General features: G+C 60.6%; 23 protein-coding genes, 1 tRNA gene and 1 riboswitch. Of the genes, 8 read left to right on the forward strand and 16 right to left on the reverse strand.

The features are described 5' to 3' along the window. Positions 1 to 11: 11 nt before the first annotated feature. The 4 genes from gcvP to AC4CWF_RS09635 all read right to left on the reverse strand — a co-directional run bounded on the left by gcvP (position 12) and on the right by AC4CWF_RS09635 (position 5,214). The gene (gene gcvP, locus AC4CWF_RS09620) at positions 12 to 2,876 is read right to left on the reverse strand and encodes an aminomethyl-transferring glycine dehydrogenase (protein WP_491281469.1); all 2,865 of its coding nucleotides are present in this window, start codon (positions 2,874 to 2,876) and stop codon (positions 12 to 14) included. Next, entirely contained in the window at positions 2,876 to 3,238 is a 363-nt protein-coding gene (gcvH, locus tag AC4CWF_RS09625) for a glycine cleavage system protein GcvH (RefSeq protein WP_491281470.1), read from the reverse strand. Before gcvH ends, gcvP begins: the two co-directional genes overlap by 1 nt. 88 nt (positions 3,239 to 3,326) lie before the next feature. Beyond that, the gene (gene gcvT, locus AC4CWF_RS09630; RefSeq protein WP_491281471.1) at positions 3,327 to 4,463 is read right to left on the reverse strand and encodes a glycine cleavage system aminomethyltransferase GcvT; all 1,137 of its coding nucleotides are present in this window, start codon (positions 4,461 to 4,463) and stop codon (positions 3,327 to 3,329) included. A gap of 156 nt (positions 4,464 to 4,619) precedes the next feature. Next, positions 4,620 to 4,707, reverse strand: a riboswitch (glycine riboswitch). Between the two features lie 168 nt (positions 4,708 to 4,875). Further along, entirely contained in the window at positions 4,876 to 5,214 is a 339-nt protein-coding gene (locus tag AC4CWF_RS09635) for a hypothetical protein (RefSeq protein ID WP_491281472.1), read from the reverse strand. A 40-nt stretch (positions 5,215 to 5,254) separates the two neighbouring features. Here AC4CWF_RS09635 and crcB point away from each other — a divergent pair, with 40 nt between their 5' ends. The 6 genes from crcB to AC4CWF_RS09665 all read left to right on the forward strand — a co-directional run bounded on the left by crcB (position 5,255) and on the right by AC4CWF_RS09665 (position 9,300). After that, positions 5,255 to 5,632 (forward strand): fluoride efflux transporter CrcB, encoded by a 378-nt coding sequence (gene crcB, locus AC4CWF_RS09640; protein ID WP_491285332.1) that lies wholly within the window; start codon positions 5,255 to 5,257, stop codon positions 5,630 to 5,632. 119 nt (positions 5,633 to 5,751) lie between these two features. Beyond that, positions 5,752 to 6,741 carry an RluA family pseudouridine synthase gene (locus AC4CWF_RS09645; protein WP_491281473.1) on the forward strand — a complete coding sequence of 330 codons (990 nt, stop codon included), beginning with the start codon at positions 5,752 to 5,754 and terminating at the stop codon, positions 6,739 to 6,741. Between the two features lie 2 nt (positions 6,742 to 6,743). Continuing rightward, entirely contained in the window at positions 6,744 to 7,397 is a 654-nt protein-coding gene (locus tag AC4CWF_RS09650; RefSeq protein ID WP_491281474.1) for an HAD-IA family hydrolase, read from the forward strand. Positions 7,398 to 7,415: 18 nt separating this feature from the next. Further along, complete coding sequence (locus tag AC4CWF_RS09655; protein WP_491281475.1) at positions 7,416 to 8,213, forward strand: ATP12 family chaperone protein; 798 nt, start codon at positions 7,416 to 7,418, stop codon at positions 8,211 to 8,213. Positions 8,214 to 8,266: 53 nt separating this feature from the next. Further along, the gene (locus AC4CWF_RS09660; protein ID WP_491281476.1) at positions 8,267 to 8,758 is read left to right on the forward strand and encodes a hypothetical protein; all 492 of its coding nucleotides are present in this window, start codon (positions 8,267 to 8,269) and stop codon (positions 8,756 to 8,758) included. Between the two features lie 155 nt (positions 8,759 to 8,913). Beyond that, a complete protein-coding gene (locus AC4CWF_RS09665; RefSeq protein ID WP_491281477.1) occupies positions 8,914 to 9,300 on the forward strand; it encodes a DoxX family protein in 387 nt (128 codons plus the stop codon). Between the two features lie 64 nt (positions 9,301 to 9,364). On the opposite strand, the gene sugE is transcribed toward AC4CWF_RS09665, so the two are convergent. The 8 genes from sugE to lipB all read right to left on the reverse strand — a co-directional run bounded on the left by sugE (position 9,365) and on the right by lipB (position 16,228). After that, complete coding sequence (gene sugE, locus AC4CWF_RS09670; RefSeq protein ID WP_491281478.1) at positions 9,365 to 9,679, reverse strand: quaternary ammonium compound efflux SMR transporter SugE; 315 nt, start codon at positions 9,677 to 9,679, stop codon at positions 9,365 to 9,367. 139 nt (positions 9,680 to 9,818) lie between these two features. Then, complete coding sequence (fghA, locus tag AC4CWF_RS09675; protein WP_491281479.1) at positions 9,819 to 10,652, reverse strand: S-formylglutathione hydrolase; 834 nt, start codon at positions 10,650 to 10,652, stop codon at positions 9,819 to 9,821. A 23-nt stretch (positions 10,653 to 10,675) separates the two neighbouring features. Further along, on the reverse strand, positions 10,676 to 11,338 hold the full coding sequence (locus tag AC4CWF_RS09680) for a DUF1345 domain-containing protein (protein WP_491281480.1): 663 nt from the start codon (positions 11,336 to 11,338) through the stop codon (positions 10,676 to 10,678). Then, a complete protein-coding gene (locus tag AC4CWF_RS09685) occupies positions 11,335 to 11,805 on the reverse strand; it encodes a YaiI/YqxD family protein (protein WP_491281481.1) in 471 nt (156 codons plus the stop codon). Before AC4CWF_RS09685 ends, AC4CWF_RS09680 begins: the two co-directional genes overlap by 4 nt. A 46-nt stretch (positions 11,806 to 11,851) precedes the next feature. Beyond that, positions 11,852 to 13,120 (reverse strand): class I SAM-dependent methyltransferase, encoded by a 1,269-nt coding sequence (locus AC4CWF_RS09690; RefSeq protein WP_491281482.1) that lies wholly within the window; start codon positions 13,118 to 13,120, stop codon positions 11,852 to 11,854. Positions 13,121 to 13,247: 127 nt separating this feature from the next. After that, positions 13,248 to 14,375 carry an S-(hydroxymethyl)glutathione dehydrogenase/class III alcohol dehydrogenase gene (locus tag AC4CWF_RS09695; protein ID WP_491281483.1) on the reverse strand — a complete coding sequence of 376 codons (1,128 nt, stop codon included), beginning with the start codon at positions 14,373 to 14,375 and terminating at the stop codon, positions 13,248 to 13,250. Positions 14,376 to 14,463: 88 nt separating this feature from the next. Continuing rightward, on the reverse strand, positions 14,464 to 15,405 hold the full coding sequence (locus AC4CWF_RS09700) for a DMT family transporter (RefSeq protein ID WP_491281484.1): 942 nt from the start codon (positions 15,403 to 15,405) through the stop codon (positions 14,464 to 14,466). An 85-nt stretch (positions 15,406 to 15,490) separates the two neighbouring features. After that, complete coding sequence (lipB, locus tag AC4CWF_RS09705) at positions 15,491 to 16,228, reverse strand: lipoyl(octanoyl) transferase LipB (protein ID WP_491281485.1); 738 nt, start codon at positions 16,226 to 16,228, stop codon at positions 15,491 to 15,493. Between the two features lie 187 nt (positions 16,229 to 16,415). On the opposite strand from lipB, the gene AC4CWF_RS09710 reads away from it, so the two are divergent. Both AC4CWF_RS09710 and AC4CWF_RS09715 read left to right on the forward strand, forming a co-directional pair. Then, a tRNA-Leu gene (locus AC4CWF_RS09710) sits at positions 16,416 to 16,500 on the forward strand. Between the two features lie 336 nt (positions 16,501 to 16,836). Then, positions 16,837 to 17,897, forward strand: a protein-coding gene (locus AC4CWF_RS09715) for an IS630 family transposase (RefSeq protein WP_491281486.1) whose coding sequence is annotated in 2 segments (ribosomal slippage) — positions 16,837 to 17,329 and positions 17,329 to 17,897 — 1,062 coding nt in all. Because the reading frame shifts where the segments join, the coding sequence is not laid out codon by codon here. On the opposite strand, the gene AC4CWF_RS09720 is transcribed toward AC4CWF_RS09715, so the two are convergent. The 4 genes from AC4CWF_RS09720 to AC4CWF_RS09735 all read right to left on the reverse strand — a co-directional run bounded on the left by AC4CWF_RS09720 (position 17,898) and on the right by AC4CWF_RS09735 (position 22,013). Further along, positions 17,898 to 18,944 carry an acyltransferase family protein gene (locus AC4CWF_RS09720; RefSeq protein ID WP_491281487.1) on the reverse strand — a complete coding sequence of 349 codons (1,047 nt, stop codon included), beginning with the start codon at positions 18,942 to 18,944 and terminating at the stop codon, positions 17,898 to 17,900. 336 nt (positions 18,945 to 19,280) lie between these two features. Then, entirely contained in the window at positions 19,281 to 19,541 is a 261-nt protein-coding gene (locus tag AC4CWF_RS09725; RefSeq protein WP_491281488.1) for a hypothetical protein, read from the reverse strand. A gap of 101 nt (positions 19,542 to 19,642) precedes the next feature. Further along, positions 19,643 to 21,607: a 3-hydroxyacyl-CoA dehydrogenase NAD-binding domain-containing protein gene (locus AC4CWF_RS09730; RefSeq protein WP_491281489.1), complete on the reverse strand. Its 1,965-nt coding sequence runs from the start codon at positions 21,605 to 21,607 to the stop codon at positions 19,643 to 19,645. A 10-nt stretch (positions 21,608 to 21,617) separates the two neighbouring features. Continuing rightward, positions 21,618 to 22,013, reverse strand: a complete 396-nt coding sequence (locus AC4CWF_RS09735; RefSeq protein WP_491281490.1) for a RidA family protein — start codon at positions 22,011 to 22,013, stop codon at positions 21,618 to 21,620.

Raw genomic sequence — 22,013 nt, forward strand, 5'->3', positions numbered from 1 at the left:
AAACTTGCCGGTTATTCAGCCGCTTCCGCATAATCTTCCATCGGCGGGCAGGTGCAGACCAGATTGCGGTCGCCATAGACATTGTCGATGCGGTTGACCGGCGACCAGTATTTGTCGACGCGGAACGAACCGGGCGGGAAACAGGCCTGTTCGCGCGAATAGGGACGGTCCCACTCGCCAACCAGATCTTCCACCGTGTGCGGGGCGTTCTTCAGCGGGTTGTTGTTGCGGTCCATCCTGCCTTCTTCGATGGCGCGGGCTTCCTCGCGGATGGCGAGCATTGCATCGCAGAAGCGGTCGATCTCGGCCTTGGTTTCCGATTCCGTCGGCTCGATCATCAGCGTGCCGGCAACGGGCCAGCTCATGGTCGGGGCGTGGAAACCGCAATCGACAAGGCGCTTTGCCACGTCATCTACGGTCACGCCAGCAGAGGCGGCCAGCGGACGGGTGTCGATGATGCATTCATGCGCCACACGGCCGGCAGCAGACTTGTAGAGCACGTCATAAGCGCCGGTCAGCCGGGCGGCGATATAGTTGGCATTGAGGATCGCCACCTTCGTTGCCTGCGTCAGGCCTTCGCCACCCATCATCAGGCAATAGGACCAGGAGATCGGCAGGATCGACGGTGAACCGAAAGGTGCCGCCGACACAGCCCCATCGCGACCATCCGTTGCCACATGGCCGGGCAGGTGGGCGGCGAGATGCGCCTTGACGCCGATCGGGCCCATGCCGGGACCACCGCCGCCGTGGGGAATGCAGAAGGTCTTGTGCAGGTTGAGGTGGGAAACGTCGGAGCCGATATCGCCCGGCCGCGACAGCCCCACCATGGCGTTCATGTTGGCACCATCGAGATAGACCTGGCCACCATGCTGATGGGTGATCGCGCAGATCTCGCTGACGGTTTCCTCAAACACGCCGTGCGTCGAGGGGTAGGTGACCATGCAGGCGGCAAGGTTTGCCGAGTGCAGTTCCGCCTTGGCGCGGAAATCGTCGAGATCGACGTCGCCGTTCTCCTTGGCCTTCACCGGCACCACCTTCATGCCGACCATCTGGGCGGATGCCGGATTGGTGCCGTGGGCTGAGGTCGGGATGAGGCAGACGTCACGGTGGGCGTTGCCTTCCGCAATATGGTAGTTGCGGATGGTCAGAAGGCCTGCGTATTCGCCCTGCGCGCCCGAGTTCGGCTGCATGGAAATTGCATCATAACCGGTGATCTCACAAAGCTTTGCCGAGAGATCCTCGATCATTTCCTTATAGCCGAGCGCCTGATCGGCGGGGCAGAAGGGATGCATGTCGGCAAATTCCGGCCAGGTGATCGGCAACATTTCCGCGGTGGCATTGAGCTTCATCGTGCAGGAACCGAGCGGGATCATCGCCCGGTCAAGCGCGAGATCCCGATCCGAGAGCCGGCGGATATAACGGGTCATCTCACTTTCGGCGCGGTTCATGTGGAAGATCGGGTGCGTCATGTAGGGCGAGGTGCGCAGCAGATCGGTCGGCAGGCGGTAATCAGCCTCGAAATCCGACACTTCGAAATTGCCGCCGAAAGCCCGCCAGACGGCTTCGAGCGTCACCGGACGCGTGCGCTCATCGAGCGACATGCCGATCTTCGTGGTTCCGATCTTGCGCAGGTTGACGCCTTCGGCAACGGCAGCACGCAGGATGAGGCCCTGCATATGGCCAACTTCGACCGTGATCGTGTCGAAGAAGCTTTCCTGTTCCACCGTATACCCAAGCCTTTCCAGGCCCTTGGTCATCAGCACGGCCTTTTTGTGAACCTGCTGGGCAATCGCCTTCAGGCCTTCCGGGCCATGGAAGACGCCGTACATGGAGGCCATGACGGCAAGCAGAACCTGCGCGGTGCAGATGTTCGACGTCGCCTTTTCGCGGCGGATATGCTGTTCGCGGGTCTGCAGCGACAGGCGATAGGCGCGGTTGCCACGTGCATCCACGGATACACCGACGAGACGGCCGGGCATGGAGCGCTTGTGTGCATCCTTCACCGCCATGAAGGCCGCATGCGGCCCACCATAGCCCATCGGCACGCCAAAGCGCTGCGACGAACCAATGGCGATATCGGCACCCATTTCGCCGGGCGACTTCAGAAGCGTCAGCGCCAAAAGGTCTGCGGCAACGGCTGCCACCGCACCCGTCTGGTGCAGGCGGGCGATGAGGCCGGAAAAGTCATGCGCATGACCATGGGTGCCCGGATACTGGAAGATCGCGCCAAACACGTCGACCGGATCGAGATCGGTAAACGGATTGCCGATGATGACGGTCCAGCCGAGCGGGGCCGCGCGCGTTTCGATGAGGGCGATGGTCTGCGGATGGCAGCTCGCATCAACGAAAAAGGCGGTCGCCTTGGATTTCGCCTGACGCTGGCAGAGCGCCATGGCTTCGGCGGCAGCCGTTGCTTCATCGAGAAGCGAGGCGTTTGCCACATCAAGGCCTGTCAGATCGCAGATCATCGTCTGGAAGTTTAGGAGTGCCTCGAGGCGGCCTTGCGAAATCTCCGGCTGGTAGGGCGTATAGGCCGTGTACCACGCGGGGTTTTCCAGAATGTTGCGCTGGATGACCGGCGGCGTGATGGTGCCGTAATAACCTTGGCCGATCAGCGATGTCAGCGGCTGGTTCTTGTTGGCGGTCTCGCGCAGCCGGTCGAGCGCTTCGCGTTCGGTGAGCGCCGCCCCCCAGGCGAGCGGCTCGCGCTGGCGGATGGTGGAGGGCACGGTCGCATCGATCAGCGCATCAAGGCTCGGATAACCAACGACCTTCAGCATGTCCTTCATTTCGGACGGCGAGGGGCCGATATGCCGACGATTGGCAAAATCATAGGGCTGGTAATCGGTGAAATGGAAATCGCGTGTGTCAGACATCAGCCGACAAGCTCCTTGTAGGCAGCCTCGTCCATGAGGTCGTCGGCGTCAGCGACATTGGCAAGCTTCAACTTGAAGAACCAGCCCTTGCCCTGCGGATCGGAATTGACCAGCGACGGATCCGACGTGATGGCCTCGTTGATCTCGACGATCTCGCCCGACAGCGGACAATAGACGTCAGACGCTGCCTTGACGCTTTCGACGGTGGCCGCTTCGCCGTTCTTCTCGAACGTGGCGCCAACCTCGGGCAGTTCAACGAACACGAGATCGCCGAGCTGGTCTGCAGCGTGCTGCGTGATGCCAACGGTTGCGACATCGCCGTCGAGTTTCAGCCATTCGTGTTCAGCGGTGAATTTCAGCATGATTTTGGTCCTCTCTGGAAGGGATTTTGGACATTGTTTGACGAAGGGAGCAAGCTCGCCCCTCTGGCCTGCCGGCCAGCATTTAAAACTACCGCTTGTAGGTCGGCGTGATGAAGGGCAGGGCGGAAACCGTGACGGGCAGGTACTTGCCGCGCACTTCGGCAAAGATCTGCGTACCGGGTGCGGCCTGCGCGGCTGGCACATAACCCATGGCAACCGGACCCTCGACCGAAGGCCCAAACGTGCCTGATGTCACTTCGCCGATATCCCGCGTTCCCTCGGCATCGGAAAACAGCCGTGCATGGGCGCGCACCGGCGCCTTGCCCTCGGGCTTCAGGCCGACGCGGCGGCGAAGGGTTCCATTGGTGAGTTCGCGCAAAATCCGCTCGGCGCCTGGAAAACCGCCTTCGCGTTCGCCACCGGTGCGGCGTGCTTTCTGAATCGCCCATTCGAGCGAAGCTTCGATAGGGCTCGTGGTGGTGTCGATGTCATTGCCATAAAGGCAGAGACCGGCCTCGAGCCGCAGAGAATCTCGCGCGCCAAGGCCGATGGCCTCGCAATCTGGATGTGCGAGGAGCGCGCGTGCCAGTTCCTCGGCCTTGTCAGAGGGCACCGAGATTTCAAAGCCGTCTTCGCCGGAATAACCGGAGCGCGAAACGATGCAGTCAGCACCAGCCAGCGTCACGTCGCGCACGTCCATGAACTTCATCGCAGCCACATCGGCATTGAGCGAGGCAAGAACGCTTTCGGCGGCCGGCCCCTGCAGGGCAATCAGCGCCCGGTCTTCGAGCGGCGTGACCGAACAGCCCTCAAGATGCGCCTGCATATGGGCGATATCGGCGCCCTTGCAGGCAGCATTAACGACAACGAAAAGATGATCGCCACGATTGGCAAGCATCAGGTCGTCCAGAATGCCGCCGGCCTCGTCCGTGAAAAAACCATAACGCTGGCGGCCGGGTTTCAGGCGGAGAATATCGACCGGCACCAGCTTTTCGAGCGCAAGTGCTGCATCCTCAAACGTGCCGGATGCGGCTTTCACGATGACCTGGCCCATGTGGGAGACATCGAACAGGCCGGCCTTGGCGCGGGTGTGGAGGTGCTCCTTCATCACGCCGGCGGGATATTGCACCGGCATGTCATAACCGGCAAACGGCACCATACGGGCGCCGAGCGAGAGATGAAGAGCGTGAAGTGGGGTGGAAAGGAGAGGGCCGGTAACGGTCAAGAAAACCTCCAGGTCTGTGCAAAAAGTTTTCGCACGGGTGCTCAGTGTGTGGCGTGTTCCACGCCGTTCATGAGCCCCCTCTGTCCTTCGCGCCTGAGATTGTTATCCCTTCGGCGAGCCTTTTCGCGTCTAAAAGGCTTCTCTCCAGAGTCCTGTCCCGTCCCGCTGGTCCTTTTGCCTGAGAGTTTCCGGGGCGGTTGCTCCTTCGGCGCCGCATTGAAGCGGTTTCTCCCAGCGGGATGCGCTCATTATGAGGCAGCCCCCCCTGTTGGCAAGAGGCAAATGTCGTTGCAGGCATGAAATCTGTCGCGCTGCGAAAAGAACAATGTCATGGAATTGAAATCCACAGATCGGCCGGCCGGCGTGAAGCGGCGAGCCCGCGGCGCGCGACTCCCTCCGCCTTCAGGAAAAATCAGATTTCCTCGTAGGCGTCGCGGGCCTGTTTCAGGCTTGTGTGCTGCCTCTGCTGCTGGCTGGTGGTGACATCGAAGGCCAGAGGCACGGCAGGAATGATGCCCGAGATATCGGCGGGGTCGGTGCCATCCACCCGGCGTTGTTCCTTTTCGGTCACGACGCGCTGGTCTTTAACCTGATCGGCGGTGGCCACGCGCCGCGCAGGCCGTACGGCATCCATTGCGTAGGATGCCGTAATCGCCGATACTGATACCACCTGAGTCATTTCACCATTGATCTCCTTAAACAGGAAACGATAGGCAGATTGCTTTTGTTCCGCTTTAACCAATCCCTTCAAGTTTTAACGATCGTTGATTTTTTCGGGAACTGACGCTTTGCTGATCCAGATTTTGATTGTCGCAGTCGGTGGAGCGGTTGGCTCCGTCTTCCGCTTTCTGACCGGTGTTATCGTGACTCGCCTGGCCGGGCCGGCCTTTCCGTGGGGCACGCTCACCGTCAATGTCGTGGGCTCCTTCGCCATCGGGTTCCTGACCGAACTTGTGGCCCGCAAGCTGAATGCTTCGATGGAAATGCGCTTGCTGATCGTTGTCGGTTTCCTCGGCGGCTTCACCACCTTTTCCTCCTTCTCGCTCGATACGATGGCCCTCATTGAGCGGGGTGCGACGGCTGCCGCTCTTTCCTATGTGCTGGCAAGTGTCGTCATCTCCTTGCTGGCCACCTTTGGCGGGCTTGCATTTGGCCGGGCTGTCCTCTGATCCGCACCTTGGCGGGCTTCGCCGGCCTTTCCTGCCATTTCTCTTTCCCTTCCGGGCTGAAATCATCTAAAGGCTCAGATCAAAGGGCCATGAGCCCATTCCAGAATGAAAGATTTGAAATGGCAGGCATCGAGCATATCAGCGTCGAAGCGGATGAAGCTGGCATGCGCCTCGACCGTTGGTTCAAGGTGCATTACCCCGGGCTGGGCTTTGGCCCGCTCCAGAAACTGTTGCGGTCCGGACAGGTGCGCGTCGATGGCGGCCGGGTGAAATCGGACGCCCGCGTGCAGCCGGGCCAGGTGGTGCGCGTGCCGCCAATGGATGTGGACGCCAAGAAAACCGGCCCTATCGCCGGCAAGGACCTGAAACATTCCAGCGATTTCGAACTGTTGTCGCGTATGATCATTCATGAGGATGACAAGGTCATCGTTTTGAACAAGCCGGCCGGCCTTGCCGTGCAGGGCGGTTCCGGCGTTGCGCGCCATATCGACCAGATGCTGGAAGCCTTCACCAGCCCCAAGGGCGAAAAGCCGCGCCTCGTCCACCGGCTGGACCGTGACACATCAGGCGTGCTGGTGATTGCCCGCACGCGTGGCGCGGCGCAGAAGCTGACGGCAGCGTTTCGCGAGCGTGACACCAAGAAGACCTATTGGGCGCTGGTCAAGGGCGTGCCGCGCAAGCACGAGGACAAGATCTCCACCTGGCTCGTCAAGGAACAGACGCCGGATGGCGACCGGATGCGCATCGCACGCCATGGCGAAGACGGCGCCGATCACGCAGTATCCTATTACCGCGTCGTGGATACGGCGGCCCAGAACCTCGCCTGGCTGGAAATGGAGCCCTATACGGGCCGCACACACCAGCTGCGCGTCCATGCACTGCATATCGGCCATCCGATCATCGGCGATCCGAAATATTTCGACGACGATCATAACTGGGACTTTCCAGGCGGCGTGCAGAAGCGGCTGCACCTGCATGCCCGCCATATCGACATTCCCCACCCGACGGGCGGACGTCTGCGCGTCACCGCGCCTTTGTCGGCGCATATGGTGCAGACCTGGAACCTGCTGGGGCTCAATCAGTCCGATGGCATCGGGCATGAGGACTGAACATGAAGCTTGTTCTTTTTGATTGCGACGGCACGTTGGTCGATAGCGCCCGCCTCATTCACGAAGTGATGTGCCGGACGTTTGTGCATTTCGGTTATGCGCAGCCGCAGCTTGCCGAGACCAAGGCCATCATCGGCCTCACCCTCGACATTGCCATTGCCCGCATTCAGGGCAAACCCCATGCGGACGACGAAGCCGTCAAGATGATGGCCTATTACAAGTCGATCTTTCAGGCGACGCGGGCCGAGGCGGGTTTCGAAGAGCCGCTGTTTCCCGGCATCCGCGCGTTGATGGACGAAATCGGCCCGCGCGAGGACCTGCTGATCGGGGCTGTCACCGGCAAGTCGCGCCGGGGGCTCGATCTCATCCTCGACACCCATGATTTCCGAAAGTGGTTCCGCATCGGCCGCACCGCCGATGATTGCCCCTCCAAGCCGCATCCGGCCATGGTGACCGAGTGCTGCGACGCGTTCGGGATAGCGCCAGCCGACACCCTTGTCATCGGCGATGCCATTTACGATATGCAGATGGCAAAGGCTGCCGGCGCAAAAGCGGTCGGCGTGTCCTGGGGTTATGCCTCCGTCGACCTTTTGAATGCGGCCGGCGCCGATGCCATCGTCCACCATCCAAGCGAGCTTTTGAGCCATATCGGCTGAGGAATGTTTTAAACGACCATGCGCGACCTGTTCGACTTATCCGAGGGCCACGAGGGCCTCAGCCACCCCGATCCGACGCGCCGCGCGCAGATCCAGATGCATCGCCCGCTGCCGAAGCGCTTTTATGAAAAGGCGACGGTCGGCGACAGCGAGGGGGGGCATTCGATCCTGCTCGACGGGCGCCCGGTAAAGACACCGGCCAAGAACATGCTAGCCCTGTCGACAAGAGCGCTTGCAGACATCATCTGCGCCGAATGGTCGGTGCAGGTCGAGGTGATCGACCCGGTCAGCATGCCGGTGACACGGCTTGCCAACACCGCCATCGATGGCATAGCGCCAGATCGCCAGCCGGTGTTTGAAGACATCCTGAAGTTTTCAACCAGCGACATGTTGTGTTACCGCGCCGAGACCCCAACCGAACTGGTGGAGCGACAGGCGAGGGACTGGGATCCGGTGCTGGAATGGGCAGCCCAGACCCTTGGCGCCCGCTTCATTCTGATCGAAGGCGTGATGCCGGCCGAACAGCCGGCGGAAGCGGTGGCGGCACTGGCCGCAGCACTTCGCCGCCACGATACGGCGCTGGAACTGGCAGCACTGCACACGATCACCACGCTCACCGGTTCGGCGCTGCTTGCCCTTGCATTCGCGCATGGCGTGGTCACCGTGGAAGACGCTTGGCGGCTTGCGCATCTGGAAGAAGACTGGACAAACGAGCACTGGGGAGCGGATGCGGATGCAGAACTGCGCCGCGCCAAGCGCTACCGCGAAATGCAGGCGGCTGCGTCCACATTCGAAGCATTGCAGCCGGCGGTTTAACCGCTTGCTAACCCTGTTCACCGATGATCGGGAAAAGTTTCTCCCGGTGATCCATGCGCGCGATTTTATTCCGTCTGACTGTCTTGGGCTTAGCCTGGCTGATGCTCGGCGGCTTTCGCATGGCGGCCGTGGAAGAGCAGGGGCAACAGAATCTGCTCTATGACGTGAGGGGCGCTTTCGTCAGTGCCCGTGCCGATATTTCGCGCCGGCTGGTTGCCGATATCGACCGTCTCGTGGACGATTCGATCCGCGCCACGTTCCGCCAGACGTCCATGCCGCGCGCCGTGTTGACGATCCGCATCATCGATGCCGGGCGTTTGCCGCTGTTTGTCGGCGCACGCTACCGGGCAAAGGTGATGGTGGAGGCAACCGCGGTCGGCAGTGGCGAAAGAATCGCGACCGGCACATTTGCCGTTACTGCATTTGCCTTTGACGAGGATGCAGGCGACACACTTCTGGCGGCGCGCATCGCAACCCGCATTGCCCGGGAATTCAGCCTTGATGACAACACCCCTTCCACGCTTGCCACGGCACTTTTCCCCTGAAGGCCAGGAATGAACCCGCACCTTGCTTGCGACTTTCTGAATTTCAATGCCGGATCAATAGGATGTGATGAAACGGGAACTCAGTTGATTTCGAATTGCTGCAGTGCAGCGGTAAGGCTGCGCTGTTCTTAATTCTTATTGGAGTGGGGTTTTCCATGTCTGACCGTCTTAACACCTACCAGCCGCAGGCGCTTGCCGTACTGCGCATCATGACCGGCCTGCTTTACATGGCGCATGGCACAATGAAGCTTTTCGCCTTCCCCGCTGCCCAGATGGAAGGGCCGTTGCCGCCGTTGATGCTGGTGGCCGGCATTCTGGAACTGGTGGGCGGCGCCCTGTTTGCCATCGGCTTCCTGACGCGCCCGGTCGCCTTCATCCTCTCCGGCATGATGGCCGTTGCCTATTTCATGGCACATTTCCCAAAAAGCTTCTTCCCGAGCCTCAACGGTGGCGATGCCGCCGTGCTTTACTGCTTCGTGTTCCTGTATTTCGTCTTCTCAGGCGCCGGCGCCTGGTCGGTGGACAATCGCCAGAAGGCCTGATCAGCGTTCGCATGCCACACATAAAAGCCCCCTGTCGCTGAAAGCTGCAGGGGGCTTTTTCAGTTCAGCTGGTGAGTTTCAACCCGACAATGCCGGCGATGATCACACCGATACAAGATAGCCGCGCCACGTTTGCGGGATCGCCGAAGATGACGATGCCAAGCGCAACGGCCCCCACCGTGCCGATCCCCGTCCAGATCGCATAGGCGGTGCCGACAGGCAGGTCGCGGATGGCAAGGCCGAGAAGGCCGATGCTGACCGCCATACAGGTGATGGTGAGGAGAGAGGGGACGAGCCGGCTGAAACCGTCTGTATATTTGAGCCCGATGGCCCAGCCACATTCCAGAAGACCAGCCAGCAGAAGATAGATCCAGGGCATGATGACGCTCCTTTTGTCAAAAGAGCGAGGTCGTCCCCGCAAGATCAGATGGCGCCGAATTCGGCCCGGGCGGTCGTCCGCCCCAGCCTTTATTTGGGGCGACTGCCCTCCGGTTCAAGGCATCGATGTTGTATACGGCTTACGAAAGCCGCTCGGCGTGCCAGCGCAGATGATCATCCATGAAGGTGGAGATGAAATAATAGGAGTGGTCGTAGCGCTCGTGCAGGCGCAGCGTCAGGCCGATATCGGTGTCCTTCACCGCCTCTTCAAACAGCCAGGGACGAAGGCCGTTGTCGAGAAAGCTGTCGGCCTTGCCCTGGTCGATGAGGAATTCGGGAAAGCGTGCGCCGTCTTCCACCAGCGCGCAGGCATCATAGGCCCGCCACAAGGCACGATCACTGCCGAGATATTTTTCAAATGCCGGTGCCGACCAGTCGGCCGTCGAGGGCGCGACGATCGGCGCAAAGGCCGAGCAGCTCTTGAAACGCTCAGGATTCTTCAAGGCAATCGTCATGGCGCCATGGCCGCCCATGGAATGGCCGAAAATGCCCTGGCGATCCATGTCGACGCGAAAGTTTTCAGCAATCAGCGCCGGCAGTTCTTCCGTCACATAGGAATACATGCGGTAGTGATCGCTCCAAGGCTTTTGGGTCGCATCCAGATAAAAGCCGGCGCCCTTGCCCATCTGCCAGTTGGTCATCTCGTCGGCGACATCATCGCCACGCGGGCTCGTATCCGGGCAGACGATAATCAGGCCCAGTTCGGCTGCCATGCGGCGGTATTCGCCCTTGTCCATGACGTTCTGGTGCGTGCAGGTGAGCCCGGAGAGATACCACAGCACCGGGCGTTTTTCAGCGATGGCCTGTGGCGGCACAAAGACGGCAAATGTCATCTCGCTGTTGCAGGCTTCCGACTGGTGCTGGAACACACCCTGCATGCCGCCAAACGCGGTATTCTGGGACAGGACCTTCATGGACAAAAATCTCCGTTGATCAGTTAACCGGCGAGCGACACGACCGCGTTGACGGCGGCGGCAACAAGCACAGTGTTGAAAAAGAACGACAGGACGGCATGGCCGAGATTGATACGTCGCATCGCCGTGGTGGTGATGACAACGTCGGACGTTTGCGCCGTCATGCCGATCACCAGAGAGAAATAGAGGAAATCATGGCCGCAAGGTTCCGGCGTCTGCGGGAATTCCAACCCGCATTGGGTGCCGAGCGTGCCATCCTCCTTCGAAACGCGCCGCCAGTAGTGATGGGCGTAATGCATGGCAAACATGGTGTGGATGGTCAGCCAGCCGGCAATCACCGAGAGGAAGGCGATGGCGACCTCGAAAACGCTCGGATTGGCGCTGCGGTTCAGCGCATTGAACAGGGTGGCGATCACAGTGATGACGGCCAGAAGCGTGACTATCAGGATGACATAGGCAGGTGCATTGTCGCGTTCGGCGCTGGTCTTCAGGCGGCCGACCGTCAGGCGCGGAATGCGCCGCGCCATCATGCCGAGATAGACGAGAAAAAAGACAATCGCCGAAATTTCGACGGCAAGATGCCGGGCAAGGATCCAGAAAACCGGCAGGGTCAGGACGCCAGCAATGCTTGCCGCATAAAACGGGCTGTGCCTGCGGTGCCGCCAGTGAGGCAAACCATCTGTCATGCCGGGTCATCCGTCACTTGTGCCGCACTCGCCTTGGCGCGCCGGCAGAGACGGTCAAGCGTCGACAGGAAAGCCGAGCGGTCTCGCGGGGAGAAGGCAGCGTTATAGCCCTTGCTCTCGCCGGTCTCGCGCAGATGCGCGCCAAGATCGCGCATGGCGCTGGCCATGCCGATATTGCGCTCGTCGAATTCGCGTCCTGTCGGCCCGGTCACCTGGGCGCCGGCCGCCACGCAGCGCACGGCAAGCGGCACATCTGCCGTCACCACGATATCGCCGCGTCCCGCCCGTTCGGCAATCCAGTCGTCGGCGGCATCAAAGGCGCCGGAGACGATGATGTTCTTCACCATCGGATCACGCGAGGGACGAAGGCCGGAATTGGCAACCAGCGTAACTTCCAGCCCGTGGCGCTCTGCGACTTTCAGGATTTCGGGCTTTACCGGGCAGGCATCGGCATCCACATAGATCAATTGGCGGCGCTCCGTGTCAGCATTGGGGCAGGTGGCTTGCTGGCGTTTACCAGTTGAGGTTCCGGATGTCGCCGTTGAAACAGCAGCCCTCGGGCTCGGAGATAAAATCGAGGCGGGTCGGAAGATGCTCTCGAAGGCTCTCCAGCGGCGGGAGGCCTTCATCCTCGGCAATGGCAGGAATGGAGGACTTGCGCAGCACGAGACAGATTTCGTCGCCTTCGGTCAGGACTGCCGCCTCCCGACAGTCAAACTCTGCGAGAACAAGATGCTGCAGAAGCAGGCCCGCGCTCCACAGGCTGAGATCACCGTTCACCATCGGATAACGCAGAGCCGGTACCGCAAGCGCCAGCACGCCGCCCTCCGGCAGCAAGGCGTGGAGACGGCGCAGAAAACGCTGTGGATCGCGCGCGCGCTGCAGCACATGGCTTGCCAGAATGCAGTCGAAGGGGCCGGCAAGGCTTTCGTCATCGATACGCTCGTGACGGATTTCGATACCGGGGCCATGTTCTCCGGGTTCTGCAGCAGAGACCAGGGCCGTCACGGCCTTGCCGGCCTCGGCCAGAAGACTTGTCCGTTTCTGCCAGCCGGGGCCAACATCGAGCACGGTGTCAAAGGTTTCCGAGACCAGCAGGCGCGCCAGCGCCGGCCCGCCGGGAATGGCGGTAAAATGTGGGGTGACGCCGATCGGCGGCACCGCCGGTTCCGGTGCCTGATCGCGCAAGTGGAGCTTTGCCTTCAACATACGATTTTCCACCTGCAACCGCTGCAGAACCTGCTGCGTCATCTGCTTCAGCCGGTCGATCTGAGACTGCTGGGCGCTGACCAGCGGATCGACCGGACGCGGTTCCGGGGCGGGGCGAGGTTCCGGCGGCTTTGGCATCATCGCCTGGCGCACGCGGTCGCTCAAGGGAAAGGACACGACCGGCGGCGTGGACGAGGGGCTGCCGATGGCGGGATCCGGCAACACGTCACTGCCCGTTGTCGATCCGTAATCGGGGCCGGCCACCGGGCGCGGCGGCGCGCTGGCATGCATTTTGCCGGAAAACATGAAGGAGAAATCGCAATCGCTGTCGGTGCCCCCGGCGTCCCGGATGGCGATTGCCGCGTGCAGGCCATCGACGGACACCACGGCGGCGCGCCAGCCTTTGGCGCTTTCACCGCCAGATAGCTGCGTCATGCCGCCTTCGACGTCGTTGAGAGGCGGCTGGAAGACAAGCAGATAACGTCCGGCCCCCTTGCGGGCAACCTGGAAGCCCTGGCCGGCGAGCACGCTGCCATCCGCCTTGACCGAGCCTGAAACGATACGATCTGCCATTCTGTCTCCCGTTGTGCCGCGCTTGTCGTCCGGCAAAGGTCTATTTCGTGTGATCCTTGCCCGAACCCTAAGCAAAAGGACGCCCGAGGGCGTCCTTCGCGATAACGGGCCGTGGCGCGATCTGGTTTCAGTATAACACGACAGAACGGATGCTTTCACCCGAATGCATCAGCTCAAAACCTTTGTTGATGTCTTCGAGCGGCATGGTGTGGGTGATCATCGGATCGATGATGATCTTGCCGTCCATGTACCAGTCGACAATCTTCGGCACATCCGTGCGGCCACGGGCGCCACCGAAGGCGGTGCCCATCCAGCTGCGGCCGGTGACCAGCTGAAAGGGGCGGGTGGAAATCTCCTGGCCGGCGCCGGCAACGCCGATGACGACCGACTTGCCCCAGCCGCGATGCGAGGCTTCCAGCGCCTGGCGCATGACCTTGGTATTGCCGGTGCAATCGAACGTGTAATCGGCGCCACCGATATGGTCGCCGGCACGTTTCGTCAGGTTGACGAGGTAAGGCACGATATCGCCCTCGACTTCCTTCGGATTGACGAAATGCGTCATGCCGAAGCGTTCGCCCCATGCCTTTTTGTCATTGTTCAAATCCACGCCGATGATCATGTCGGCGCCGGCAAGCCGCAGGCCCTGGATGACGTTGAGGCCGATTCCGCCGAGACCGAAGACGATGGCGGTCGCGCCGATTTCAACTTTCGCCGTGTTGATGACAGCGCCGATGCCGGTCGTCACGCCGCAGCCGATGTAGCAGATCTTGTCGAAGGGCGCGTCCGGATTGACCTTGGCCAGCGCAATTTCCGGCAGCACCGTGTAATTGGCAAAGGTCGAACAGCCCATGTAGTGATGTATCTTGTCCTTGCCGATGGAAAAGCGCGAGGTGCCGTCCGGCATCAGGCCCTGGCCTTGCGTCGAGCGGATGGCGGTGCAGAGGTTCGTCTTGCGGCTGAGGCAGGAATAACATTCGCGGCATTCCGGCGTGTAGAGCGGAATGACATGGTCGCCCTTCTTCACCGAGGTAACGCCCGGCCCGACATCGACGACGATGCCGGCGCCCTCATGGCCGAGAATGGCTGGAAACAGGCCTTCCGGATCGGCACCGGACAGGGTGAAATCATCGGTATGGCAAATGCCTGTGGCCTTCACCTCGATCAGAACTTCACCGGCTCTGGGGCCTTCCAGCTGAACCGTCATGACTTCGAGCGGCTTTCCGGCCTGAACGGCTACTGCTGCGCGGACATCCATGATCTTGTCTCCCTGACTTTACGTGATTCTTGAAAACTTTGTGGCATGCGGGGGCAGGCGGCTCAAGCGCAAAGCGGCCAAAGTGCTGTCACGCCGACGTCACCATCCGTCGGCTCTGCACGCGCTCGCGCCAGATGATGAACAGGCCGGACGCCACGATGACGCCGATGCCCAGCCACTTCGACGGCGTCGGGAAATCGGCAAACAGCAGGTAGCCGAGCACCGTTGCCGAGATGATCTCGAAATACTGGAAGGGGGCGAGAAGCGACACGGACGCCATGCGGAAGGCGCGCACGACGAGCAGATGCACATAACCGGAGAGCGAACCGAGGATGATGAGAAGAACAAGGCCGAGCCCGGAGGCCGGCAGTGACATCTCGAAATCCGCAATGCCGGCGGCATTGCCGGCAACAAGCACGATGCCCATGAACAGCGTTCCGCCAACGCCCGACATCATCTGCATCGTCAGCGGCGAATCGCCTTCGCCGAGCGCACGGTTGAGGAACAGGTAGAGCGTGAACAGAAAGGCGCAGGCGACCGGCAGAAGCGAGGTCCAGCCAAAAATCTCGAAGCTCGGCTGTATCACGATCATGGCGCCGCCGAAGCCGACCAGAATGGCAAGCCAGCGCCGCCAGCCGACCTTTTCGCCCAGGAACAGCGCCGACATCATCGTCAGCATGAAGGGTTCGACGAAATAGATGGCAAACACGTCCGCCAGCGGCATGTATTTGACCGCGGTGAAGAACATCAGGCTGGCCGCCGCATGCAGCGCCCCGCGCAGCATGTTCATCCACGGCCGCCGCACGTTTGAAAAACTGCCCACCGTCCAGAAAAACAGCGGCGCCAGCACGACCAGTTGCACGAAGAAACGATAGAAGGTCACCTGGCCCGGCGACATGGTTTCAAACGTTGCCATGTATTTGGCAATCGCATCCATCATCGGCAGGATGATCATGCAGCAGGCCATCAGCGCCATGCCCTTTACGGACCTGTCGGAGGAGGCGGGCGTGGTCGAGATGGCGGCGGTCATGGTGGTTTTCCTGTGGCTGTCCGTTCAACCACGGGTGAGGGTGGCAAGGCAAGGTGCGGCCGCGCCACCCGGCGCGATCAAACCGTCAGATCCCCAGGGATGAAGCGGCCTCATTGGCGGTTTGCCCGAACACGTCCTCGAACGCCTGGCGAAGCCTGACATCGACATCCGTCATCATGACCGGCAGGCCGAGATCCATAAGGCTCGTCACGCCATAGGCGGAGATACCGCAGGGCACGATGCCGGAAAAATGGGAAAGATCCGGATCGACGTTCAGCGACAGTCCGTGAAAGCTCACCCAGCGGCGCAGGCGAATGCCAAGCGCTGCAATCTTGTCTTCGGCCATGCTGCCATCCGGCAGAAGCGGTTTTTCCGGCCGGCGCACCCAGACCCCGACGCGATCCTCGCGCCGCTCGCCGCGCACATTCATCAAGGACAGCGTGCGGATGATCACCTCTTCCAGTGCGGCCACATAGGCACGCACATCCTGGCGGCGGCGTTTGAGGTCGAGCATCACATAGGCAACCCGCTGGCCGGGGCCGTGATAGGTATATTCCCCGCCCCGCCCAGTGGAAAACACCGGGAACCGGTCGGGCTCGATGAGGTCGCCAACATTGGCGCTGGTGCCGGCCGTATAGAGCGGGGGATGTTCCAGAAGCCAGACCAGTTCATCGGCCCGGCCATCGGCAATGGCGCCCACTTCCGCTTCCATGACGGCAAGCGCTTCCTCATAGGGCACGAGGGAATCGGAAATACGCCAGCGAACAGCCGGACAGCCATCCTTTGGCAGCATGGACAGATTGAGATCGGTACGGGTCAGCATGATCGTTACTCGCCAGAAAAAAATGCGCTGGCTATCCACAGGGTCAGAAGCCAGCAAATCAGGGCTTTCCCTATATAGGAATTCTTCCGCAAATTTTATCTTTCAAAAAACTGTCACGGCACACTTGCGTCGGCCAAATCCCTTTGCTAGATGCTCCCTCGCCGGCAACAAACCGGCCTACCACGATGCGGTCGTGGCGGAATTGGTAGACGCGCAGCGTTGAGGTCGCTGTGGGGCAACCCGTGGAAGTTCGAGTCTTCTCGACCGCACCAAAAGAACCCGGCGAAAGCCGGGTTTTTTGTTGTTTTACAGTCTGCTAGGCTTTTGACGTGTCCCACGTCAGAACCATGCCTGGGACACATTTACTCGCTCCATCGCAACTTGTGCAGTTTCCAGCGCTCCACGCGCCGGGTGTAGACCTCGCTGGTCTTGGCTTCTGAGCCACGATTTCGCGCCGGCTGCAGCCAGGTTCCGCCAACCCCTTGTTTCAGGTTTCTCGAACCACGTCCGGCAGCGACGGGCTGTTATACCAATCGTCGCTGAGACTGACTCTTGGGATTCCCAAAAGCCGACGAATCTGAATCTCTGTGGCAAACAGGAGGTTTGCGATGGGTTCAGCGCTTTCTTTGCGGTCGGATTTCGACGGGTCCATGCTACGGCGTCTGGCCCGGCAGACGCGCGATGCCGATCAGGCGCGGCGGCTTCTGGCGCTCGCATCGATCTATGACGGTGGTTCACGGGCCGATGCCGCTCGCCTCGGCAGCGTGACAGTTCAGATCGTGCGCGACTGGGTGGTGCGTTTCAATGATCGCGGTCCCGACGGCCTGATCAACGGCAAGGCTCCGGGAAAACCTTCTCTTCTGAACGACGAACAGCGAACGGCCTTGGCGCAAGCCATCGAGCGCGGGCCGACACCTTATCTTGATGGCGTCGTCCGATGGCGTCTGTGTGATCTGGCTCAATGGATTTGGGAAGAGTTCCGCATCTCGGTGAGCGAGGAGACCCTGGGGCGCGAAGTGCGTGCCATGGGGTATCGCAAGCTCTCGGCTCGCCCAAGACATCATGCGCAGGATCCGGAGGCGACCGAGGCATTTAAAAAAACTTCCCCGCCGCTGTGGCAGAAATCACCGCCGGCCCCGCCAAGGGCAAAGTGATCGAAATCTGGTTCCAAGATGAAGCTCGGATAGGCCAGAAGAACAAGATCACCCGCCGCTGGGCCAGGCGGGGATCGAGGCCGTCCGCGCCGCACGACCAGCGAACCCGTTCGGCCTATATCTTCGGTGCCATCTGCCCCAAGCTTGGCAAGGCCGCCGCTCTCGTCATGCCGTGGTGCGACACCCATGCCATGAACCAGCATTTGATCGAGATATCCCGCAACGTCGCGGACGATGGCCATGCCATCCTCATCATGGATCAGGCCGGATGGCACATGTCCAACAATCTCATCGTTCCTGAAAACATCACCATCCTGCCACTACCGCCCAAGTCGCCTGAATTGAACCCTGTCGAAAACATCTGGCAGTTCATGAGGGACAACTGGCTCTCGAACCGCATCTTCAAGACCTACGAGGATATCGTCGACCATTGCTGCTACGCTTGGAGAACCCTGCAAGAGCGCCCATGGAAGATCATGTCGATTGGGAGACGCACATGGGCGCAAGGGTTCTGATCAATGACGGTTGGTATTACACAGATGGGACGTGATCCACTTCTGCAAGCGCCGCTCAATAGCCAGGTACGATGCAGAGGCGAGCGCAACGCTGCATGAAATTGCGCCAATCCAGATTACAAAGGTCGGTAGATCGCTCGCTGCCACCACAGCGATGACCGGATAGTGGAACAGATAGAGTGAGAAAGAGATTTTTCCGATCCATCCGCTGATCGAGTTCCCGAGCAGTTTGTCGGCCAGTGATGACGTTCGAGCAGACCAAACCAGGCAGAATAGGATCCCCATAAACATCGGATCACCCCAGTTATCAAAGAGCATGGGGGCGGGCAGTCCATATAGAGGGCGCATCTGGGGGAGGGTTACGACATAAAGTATGGACGAGATCAGAAAAACGATGTTGGCTAGCATCTTTGACGGCGGGGCAATCAGCAAGCGAGCACTAACACCAAAGAAAAAGAACGGCAGGCAACGAACAAGGGTCGGTAGCGCCTCCGCGGGGCCCATAATAGTGGGTGTGAGAGCCAGGAGCGTTAGCAGACAGACGATGATCTTACGTTTCGAAACCGCCCAGATCAGCAGGAAGACTACATAGAACTGCACTTCCACCGGAATAGTCCAGAGGATGCCATCGCCCCGGATAAAGGTGGCATGCGAAATGATATTTCCAGAATTGGTGTTGTAGCCGGCGATCTGCTGCCCGGTACAGAGAAACCATCCAAACGATGTCGCGACAGCGAAAGCGTAAAGAGGCACGATCCTTGCTATGCGACGCACTGCGTAGTTACGCACGGTGGGTACACTAAAATCCTCGTGGGCATGATGATGCGCCATAAGGAATCCTGACAGGGCGAAGAAAAGCATGACGCCAACTTGACCCGCGCCATTACCCAACGGCGCAAGCGTTCCGGTGAAGTTCGACAAATGCGAGACAACAACCGTACCTGCCGCGATGCCACGCAAACCGTCGAGTGAGGAGATGTGCTGTCGCGACATTTTGCGGTCCTTGTCTCGAAACAGGCATACAGCAACGCGAAGCCACACGCCCATGCCTCGGCCTTTTCGCATGCTTGGTCATATGCGCTTGGCGCAATTGCGTCCTCACAGGCTTTTGACAGAGCTTGCGAAACTCGTCCATCCGAGCCTCACGCATAAGTCACTTCCACGCTCGGCCATGATCATCCTCACGTCCTCGCGCGGTGGCTATGCGTTTCACAATGCGAGCTGAAAACCGGCAGCCGATACGTCACCAACTTCAGACAGAGACGCTTCATCTGTGACTTTTCGACCGTGCCAAAAGAACCAGCTGATAGAGTTTTGTTTTTTCTCGTCAGATATTTGTGAAAAATACCTCGTCTCAACTCGAAGCGAGCTTTCCAAGCCCATTCAAGGCGTCGAGCGGCGGAAACGGGTGACGATGCGGACCGTGTGATCGGGCTGGACCTCGTAGAGTTCCTCGTAGCGGTTGAGGAATTCGTCGCGCACCTCGCGGCTGAAGGAACTGCCAACGGGATAGGGCACGATCGGTGAGCGTCCGCCATAGGTGAGGCTGTTGGGAAACGGCTCGATGGCCGTCTGCTCGGTTGCGCAGCCGGCAAGCGCCAAAAGTCCCACAGCCGCAAGACCGGCCAACCCGGTGATTCTCATCCTTAAAACTCCCTTGTTTTCGGGAGTAAGCATTCTTGCGATGAATGGTTCCTGTCGGCAAGGCCACAAGCCGCATTAAGGGCAGGGGGTGCGCGGATCTTTTAGACGCCTGCTGCAAACATCGGGCCGCCCTTGTGGGCTGGAAAACCGTAGCCGTTGATCATCACCAGATCGATGTCGCTGCCCCGTGCGGCGATCCCTTCGGCAAGCAGCGCCCGGCCCTCATCCGCCATCGCGCTGAGCAGGCGCGACAGGATATCCTCCCGCGTGAAATCTGTGGGCACGATGTTCTTTGCGGCCCGGCAGGCTTCGATGATGGCGGTGACCTCTGGATCGATCAGGCGTTTTCCCGCCTCATGGCGATACCATCCGCGCCCGGCCTTCTGGCCGAGGCGCCCGGCCTCGCAGAGCCGGTCGGCGATCTCGACATAACGCTCGGCCGGATCACGGCCTGCCGCCTGCCGCTTGCGGCGGTTCCAGGCAATTTCGAGGCCTGCCATGTCATAGACGGCAAACAGGCCCATCGGAAAACCATAGTCCTCCAGCACCGCGTCGATCTCGTGCGGAGCGGCGCCGTCCTCGATCAGAAACTCGGCTTCGCGGCGGTAGGCTGAAAAGATGCGGTTGCCGATAAAACCTTCGGTGACGCCGGCAACGACGGCGAGTTTTTTCAGGCGCCGCGCAAAGACAAGACCAGTTGCCAGCACATCGGGCGCGGTAGCCTTGCACTGCACCACCTCGACAAGCCGCATCACATGCGCCGGAGAGAAAAAATGCAGCCCGAGCACCCGCGTCGGGTGGGCGGTTGCAGCGGCAATCTCATCCGGGTTCAGGTAGCTGGTATTGGTGGCAAGAATGGCGTCCGGGCGCAGCACCTTATCCAGCCGGCGAAAGAGATCGATCTTCACATCCAGATCATCAAACACCGCCTCGATGACGAGATCGGCGCGAGCAAGGTCCTGATCGTCGACCGTTACCGTCAGGTGCGCGCCCTGTTCCTTAGCCTCAGCCTCCGTCAGGCGTCCAGCTGCCACCGATCGCTCGATGAGCCCCAGAATGCGCTCACGGCCTTTTGCGGCGGCTTCCTGTGTCTGGTCGAGCCCGATGACGGTATAACCGGCGCCAAGCGCTGCCACGGCAATGCCGCTTCCCATCAGGCCGAGGCCTGCAATTGCGATTGTGTTTAAGGTCCGGGGCAGGACGCCTTCCAGCGCCTGCACCTTGCCCGCCTGTTGTTCGGCAAAGAAAACATGGGCAAGCGCCTTTGCCTGATCGCTGTCGCGCAGCAACAGGAAGGCCGCACGCTCGTTGAGAAGGCCTTGTTCAAACGAAAGTTCGCCGCTTTGCCGCACCAGGTCCACGGCCTTTGCCGGGGCGTTCTGGCCACGGGCTCTTTCGAGAATTTTTTTCGCCTGAGCCTCGAAGGCTTCAGGTTCAATGATGGGTGGGGCAAGCTGACCGGTGCGCCGCAGCGGTTTTGCCGCCCACTGCCGGGCAAGCGCGCAGGCTGCTGCCACCAGATCACCCGGCACCACCTGATCCAGGATACCGAGCTTGAGCGCCTCGTCTGCCTTGATGCTGCGGCCGGTTGCGATCAGCTGCAGGGCGGCAAGCGCTCCGGCAAGGCGCGGCAGGCGCTGCGTGCCGCCGGCACCCGGCACGAGGCCAAGCTTCACCTCCGGCAGGCCGAGGTTAACGGAGGGCAGGGCGATGCGGTGATGGCAGGAAAGCGCCACTTCCAGCCCGCCGCCGAGTGCTGGGCCATTCAAGGCGGCAACCACGGACTTTTCATGCGCCTCCAGGGCCTCGACCACATCCGGCAGGATCGGCGCGACCGGCGGTTTGCCGAACTCGCGGATATCGGCACCGCCGATGAAGATCTTTCCCGCCCCGGTGATGACAAGCCCGGCAATCTCGGCGTGGCTTGATGAAAAGGCAAGCGCTGCCATCAGCCCCTTGCGCACCTCGGCGCCGGTTGCATTGACCGGCGGATTGTCGATCGTGACGACAAGAACGCCCTCTATGACTGACCCGGAGACGGTGGCGGAAAAGGCGATATCCGGCATGGAGACGTCCTTATTCGGGAATGACGGCGATCGCCTGGATCTCGATCTTGGCGCGGTCCTCGATGAGTGCCACCACCTGGACGGCAGCCATGGCGGGGAAATGCCGGCCGATCACCTCGCGGTAGGCCTGCCCGATGCCTTTCAGATTGGCGAGATAGTCTGCCTTGTCGATGAAATACCAGGTCATGGTGGTGATGTGTTCGGCACGCCCGCCGGCTTCGGCGAGCACGGCCATGATATTCTGAAGTGTCTGGCGCACCTGGTCCACGAGATCGTCGCTTTCGAACTGGCACTGCCCGTTCCAGCCGATCTGGCCACCGATATAGACCTGACGGCCGGTGGCTGCGATGCCATTGGCATAGCCGATCGGTTTGGCCCAGCCTTCCGGCTGCAGGATGGTGTGCAT

The sequence above is a fragment of the Neorhizobium sp. PAMB6630 genome, assembly GCF_058242775.1.

Bases quoted from the DNA above. Each gene is read 5' to 3' on its own strand.
- gcvP (WP_491281469.1), bottom strand. From the start codon at position 2,876: ATGTCTGACACACGCGATTTCCATTTCACCGATTACCAGCCCTATGAT.
- gcvH (WP_491281470.1), bottom strand. From the start codon at position 3,238: ATGCTGAAATTCACCGCTGAACACGAATGGCTGAAACTCGACGGCGAT.
- AC4CWF_RS09645 (WP_491281473.1), top strand. From the start codon at position 5,752: ATGGCAGGCATCGAGCATATCAGCGTCGAAGCGGATGAAGCTGGCATG.
- AC4CWF_RS09650 (WP_491281474.1), top strand. From the start codon at position 6,744: ATGAAGCTTGTTCTTTTTGATTGCGACGGCACGTTGGTCGATAGCGCC.
- AC4CWF_RS09655 (WP_491281475.1), top strand. From the start codon at position 7,416: ATGCGCGACCTGTTCGACTTATCCGAGGGCCACGAGGGCCTCAGCCAC.
- AC4CWF_RS09660 (WP_491281476.1), top strand. From the start codon at position 8,267: ATGCGCGCGATTTTATTCCGTCTGACTGTCTTGGGCTTAGCCTGGCTG.
- AC4CWF_RS09665 (WP_491281477.1), top strand. From the start codon at position 8,914: ATGTCTGACCGTCTTAACACCTACCAGCCGCAGGCGCTTGCCGTACTG.
- sugE (WP_491281478.1), bottom strand. From the start codon at position 9,679: ATGCCCTGGATCTATCTTCTGCTGGCTGGTCTTCTGGAATGTGGCTGG.
- fghA (WP_491281479.1), bottom strand. From the start codon at position 10,652: ATGAAGGTCCTGTCCCAGAATACCGCGTTTGGCGGCATGCAGGGTGTG.
- AC4CWF_RS09680 (WP_491281480.1), bottom strand. From the start codon at position 11,338: ATGACAGATGGTTTGCCTCACTGGCGGCACCGCAGGCACAGCCCGTTT.
- AC4CWF_RS09690 (WP_491281482.1), bottom strand. From the start codon at position 13,120: ATGGCAGATCGTATCGTTTCAGGCTCGGTCAAGGCGGATGGCAGCGTG.
- AC4CWF_RS09695 (WP_491281483.1), bottom strand. From the start codon at position 14,375: ATGGATGTCCGCGCAGCAGTAGCCGTTCAGGCCGGAAAGCCGCTCGAA.
- AC4CWF_RS09700 (WP_491281484.1), bottom strand. From the start codon at position 15,405: ATGACCGCCGCCATCTCGACCACGCCCGCCTCCTCCGACAGGTCCGTA.
- lipB (WP_491281485.1), bottom strand. From the start codon at position 16,228: ATGCTGACCCGTACCGATCTCAATCTGTCCATGCTGCCAAAGGATGGC.
- AC4CWF_RS09720 (WP_491281487.1), bottom strand. From the start codon at position 18,944: ATGGGCGTGTGGCTTCGCGTTGCTGTATGCCTGTTTCGAGACAAGGAC.
- AC4CWF_RS09725 (WP_491281488.1), bottom strand. From the start codon at position 19,541: ATGAGAATCACCGGGTTGGCCGGTCTTGCGGCTGTGGGACTTTTGGCG.
- AC4CWF_RS09730 (WP_491281489.1), bottom strand. From the start codon at position 21,607: ATGCCGGATATCGCCTTTTCCGCCACCGTCTCCGGGTCAGTCATAGAG.
- AC4CWF_RS09735 (WP_491281490.1), bottom strand. From the start codon at position 22,013: ATGCACACCATCCTGCAGCCGGAAGGCTGGGCCAAACCGATCGGCTAT.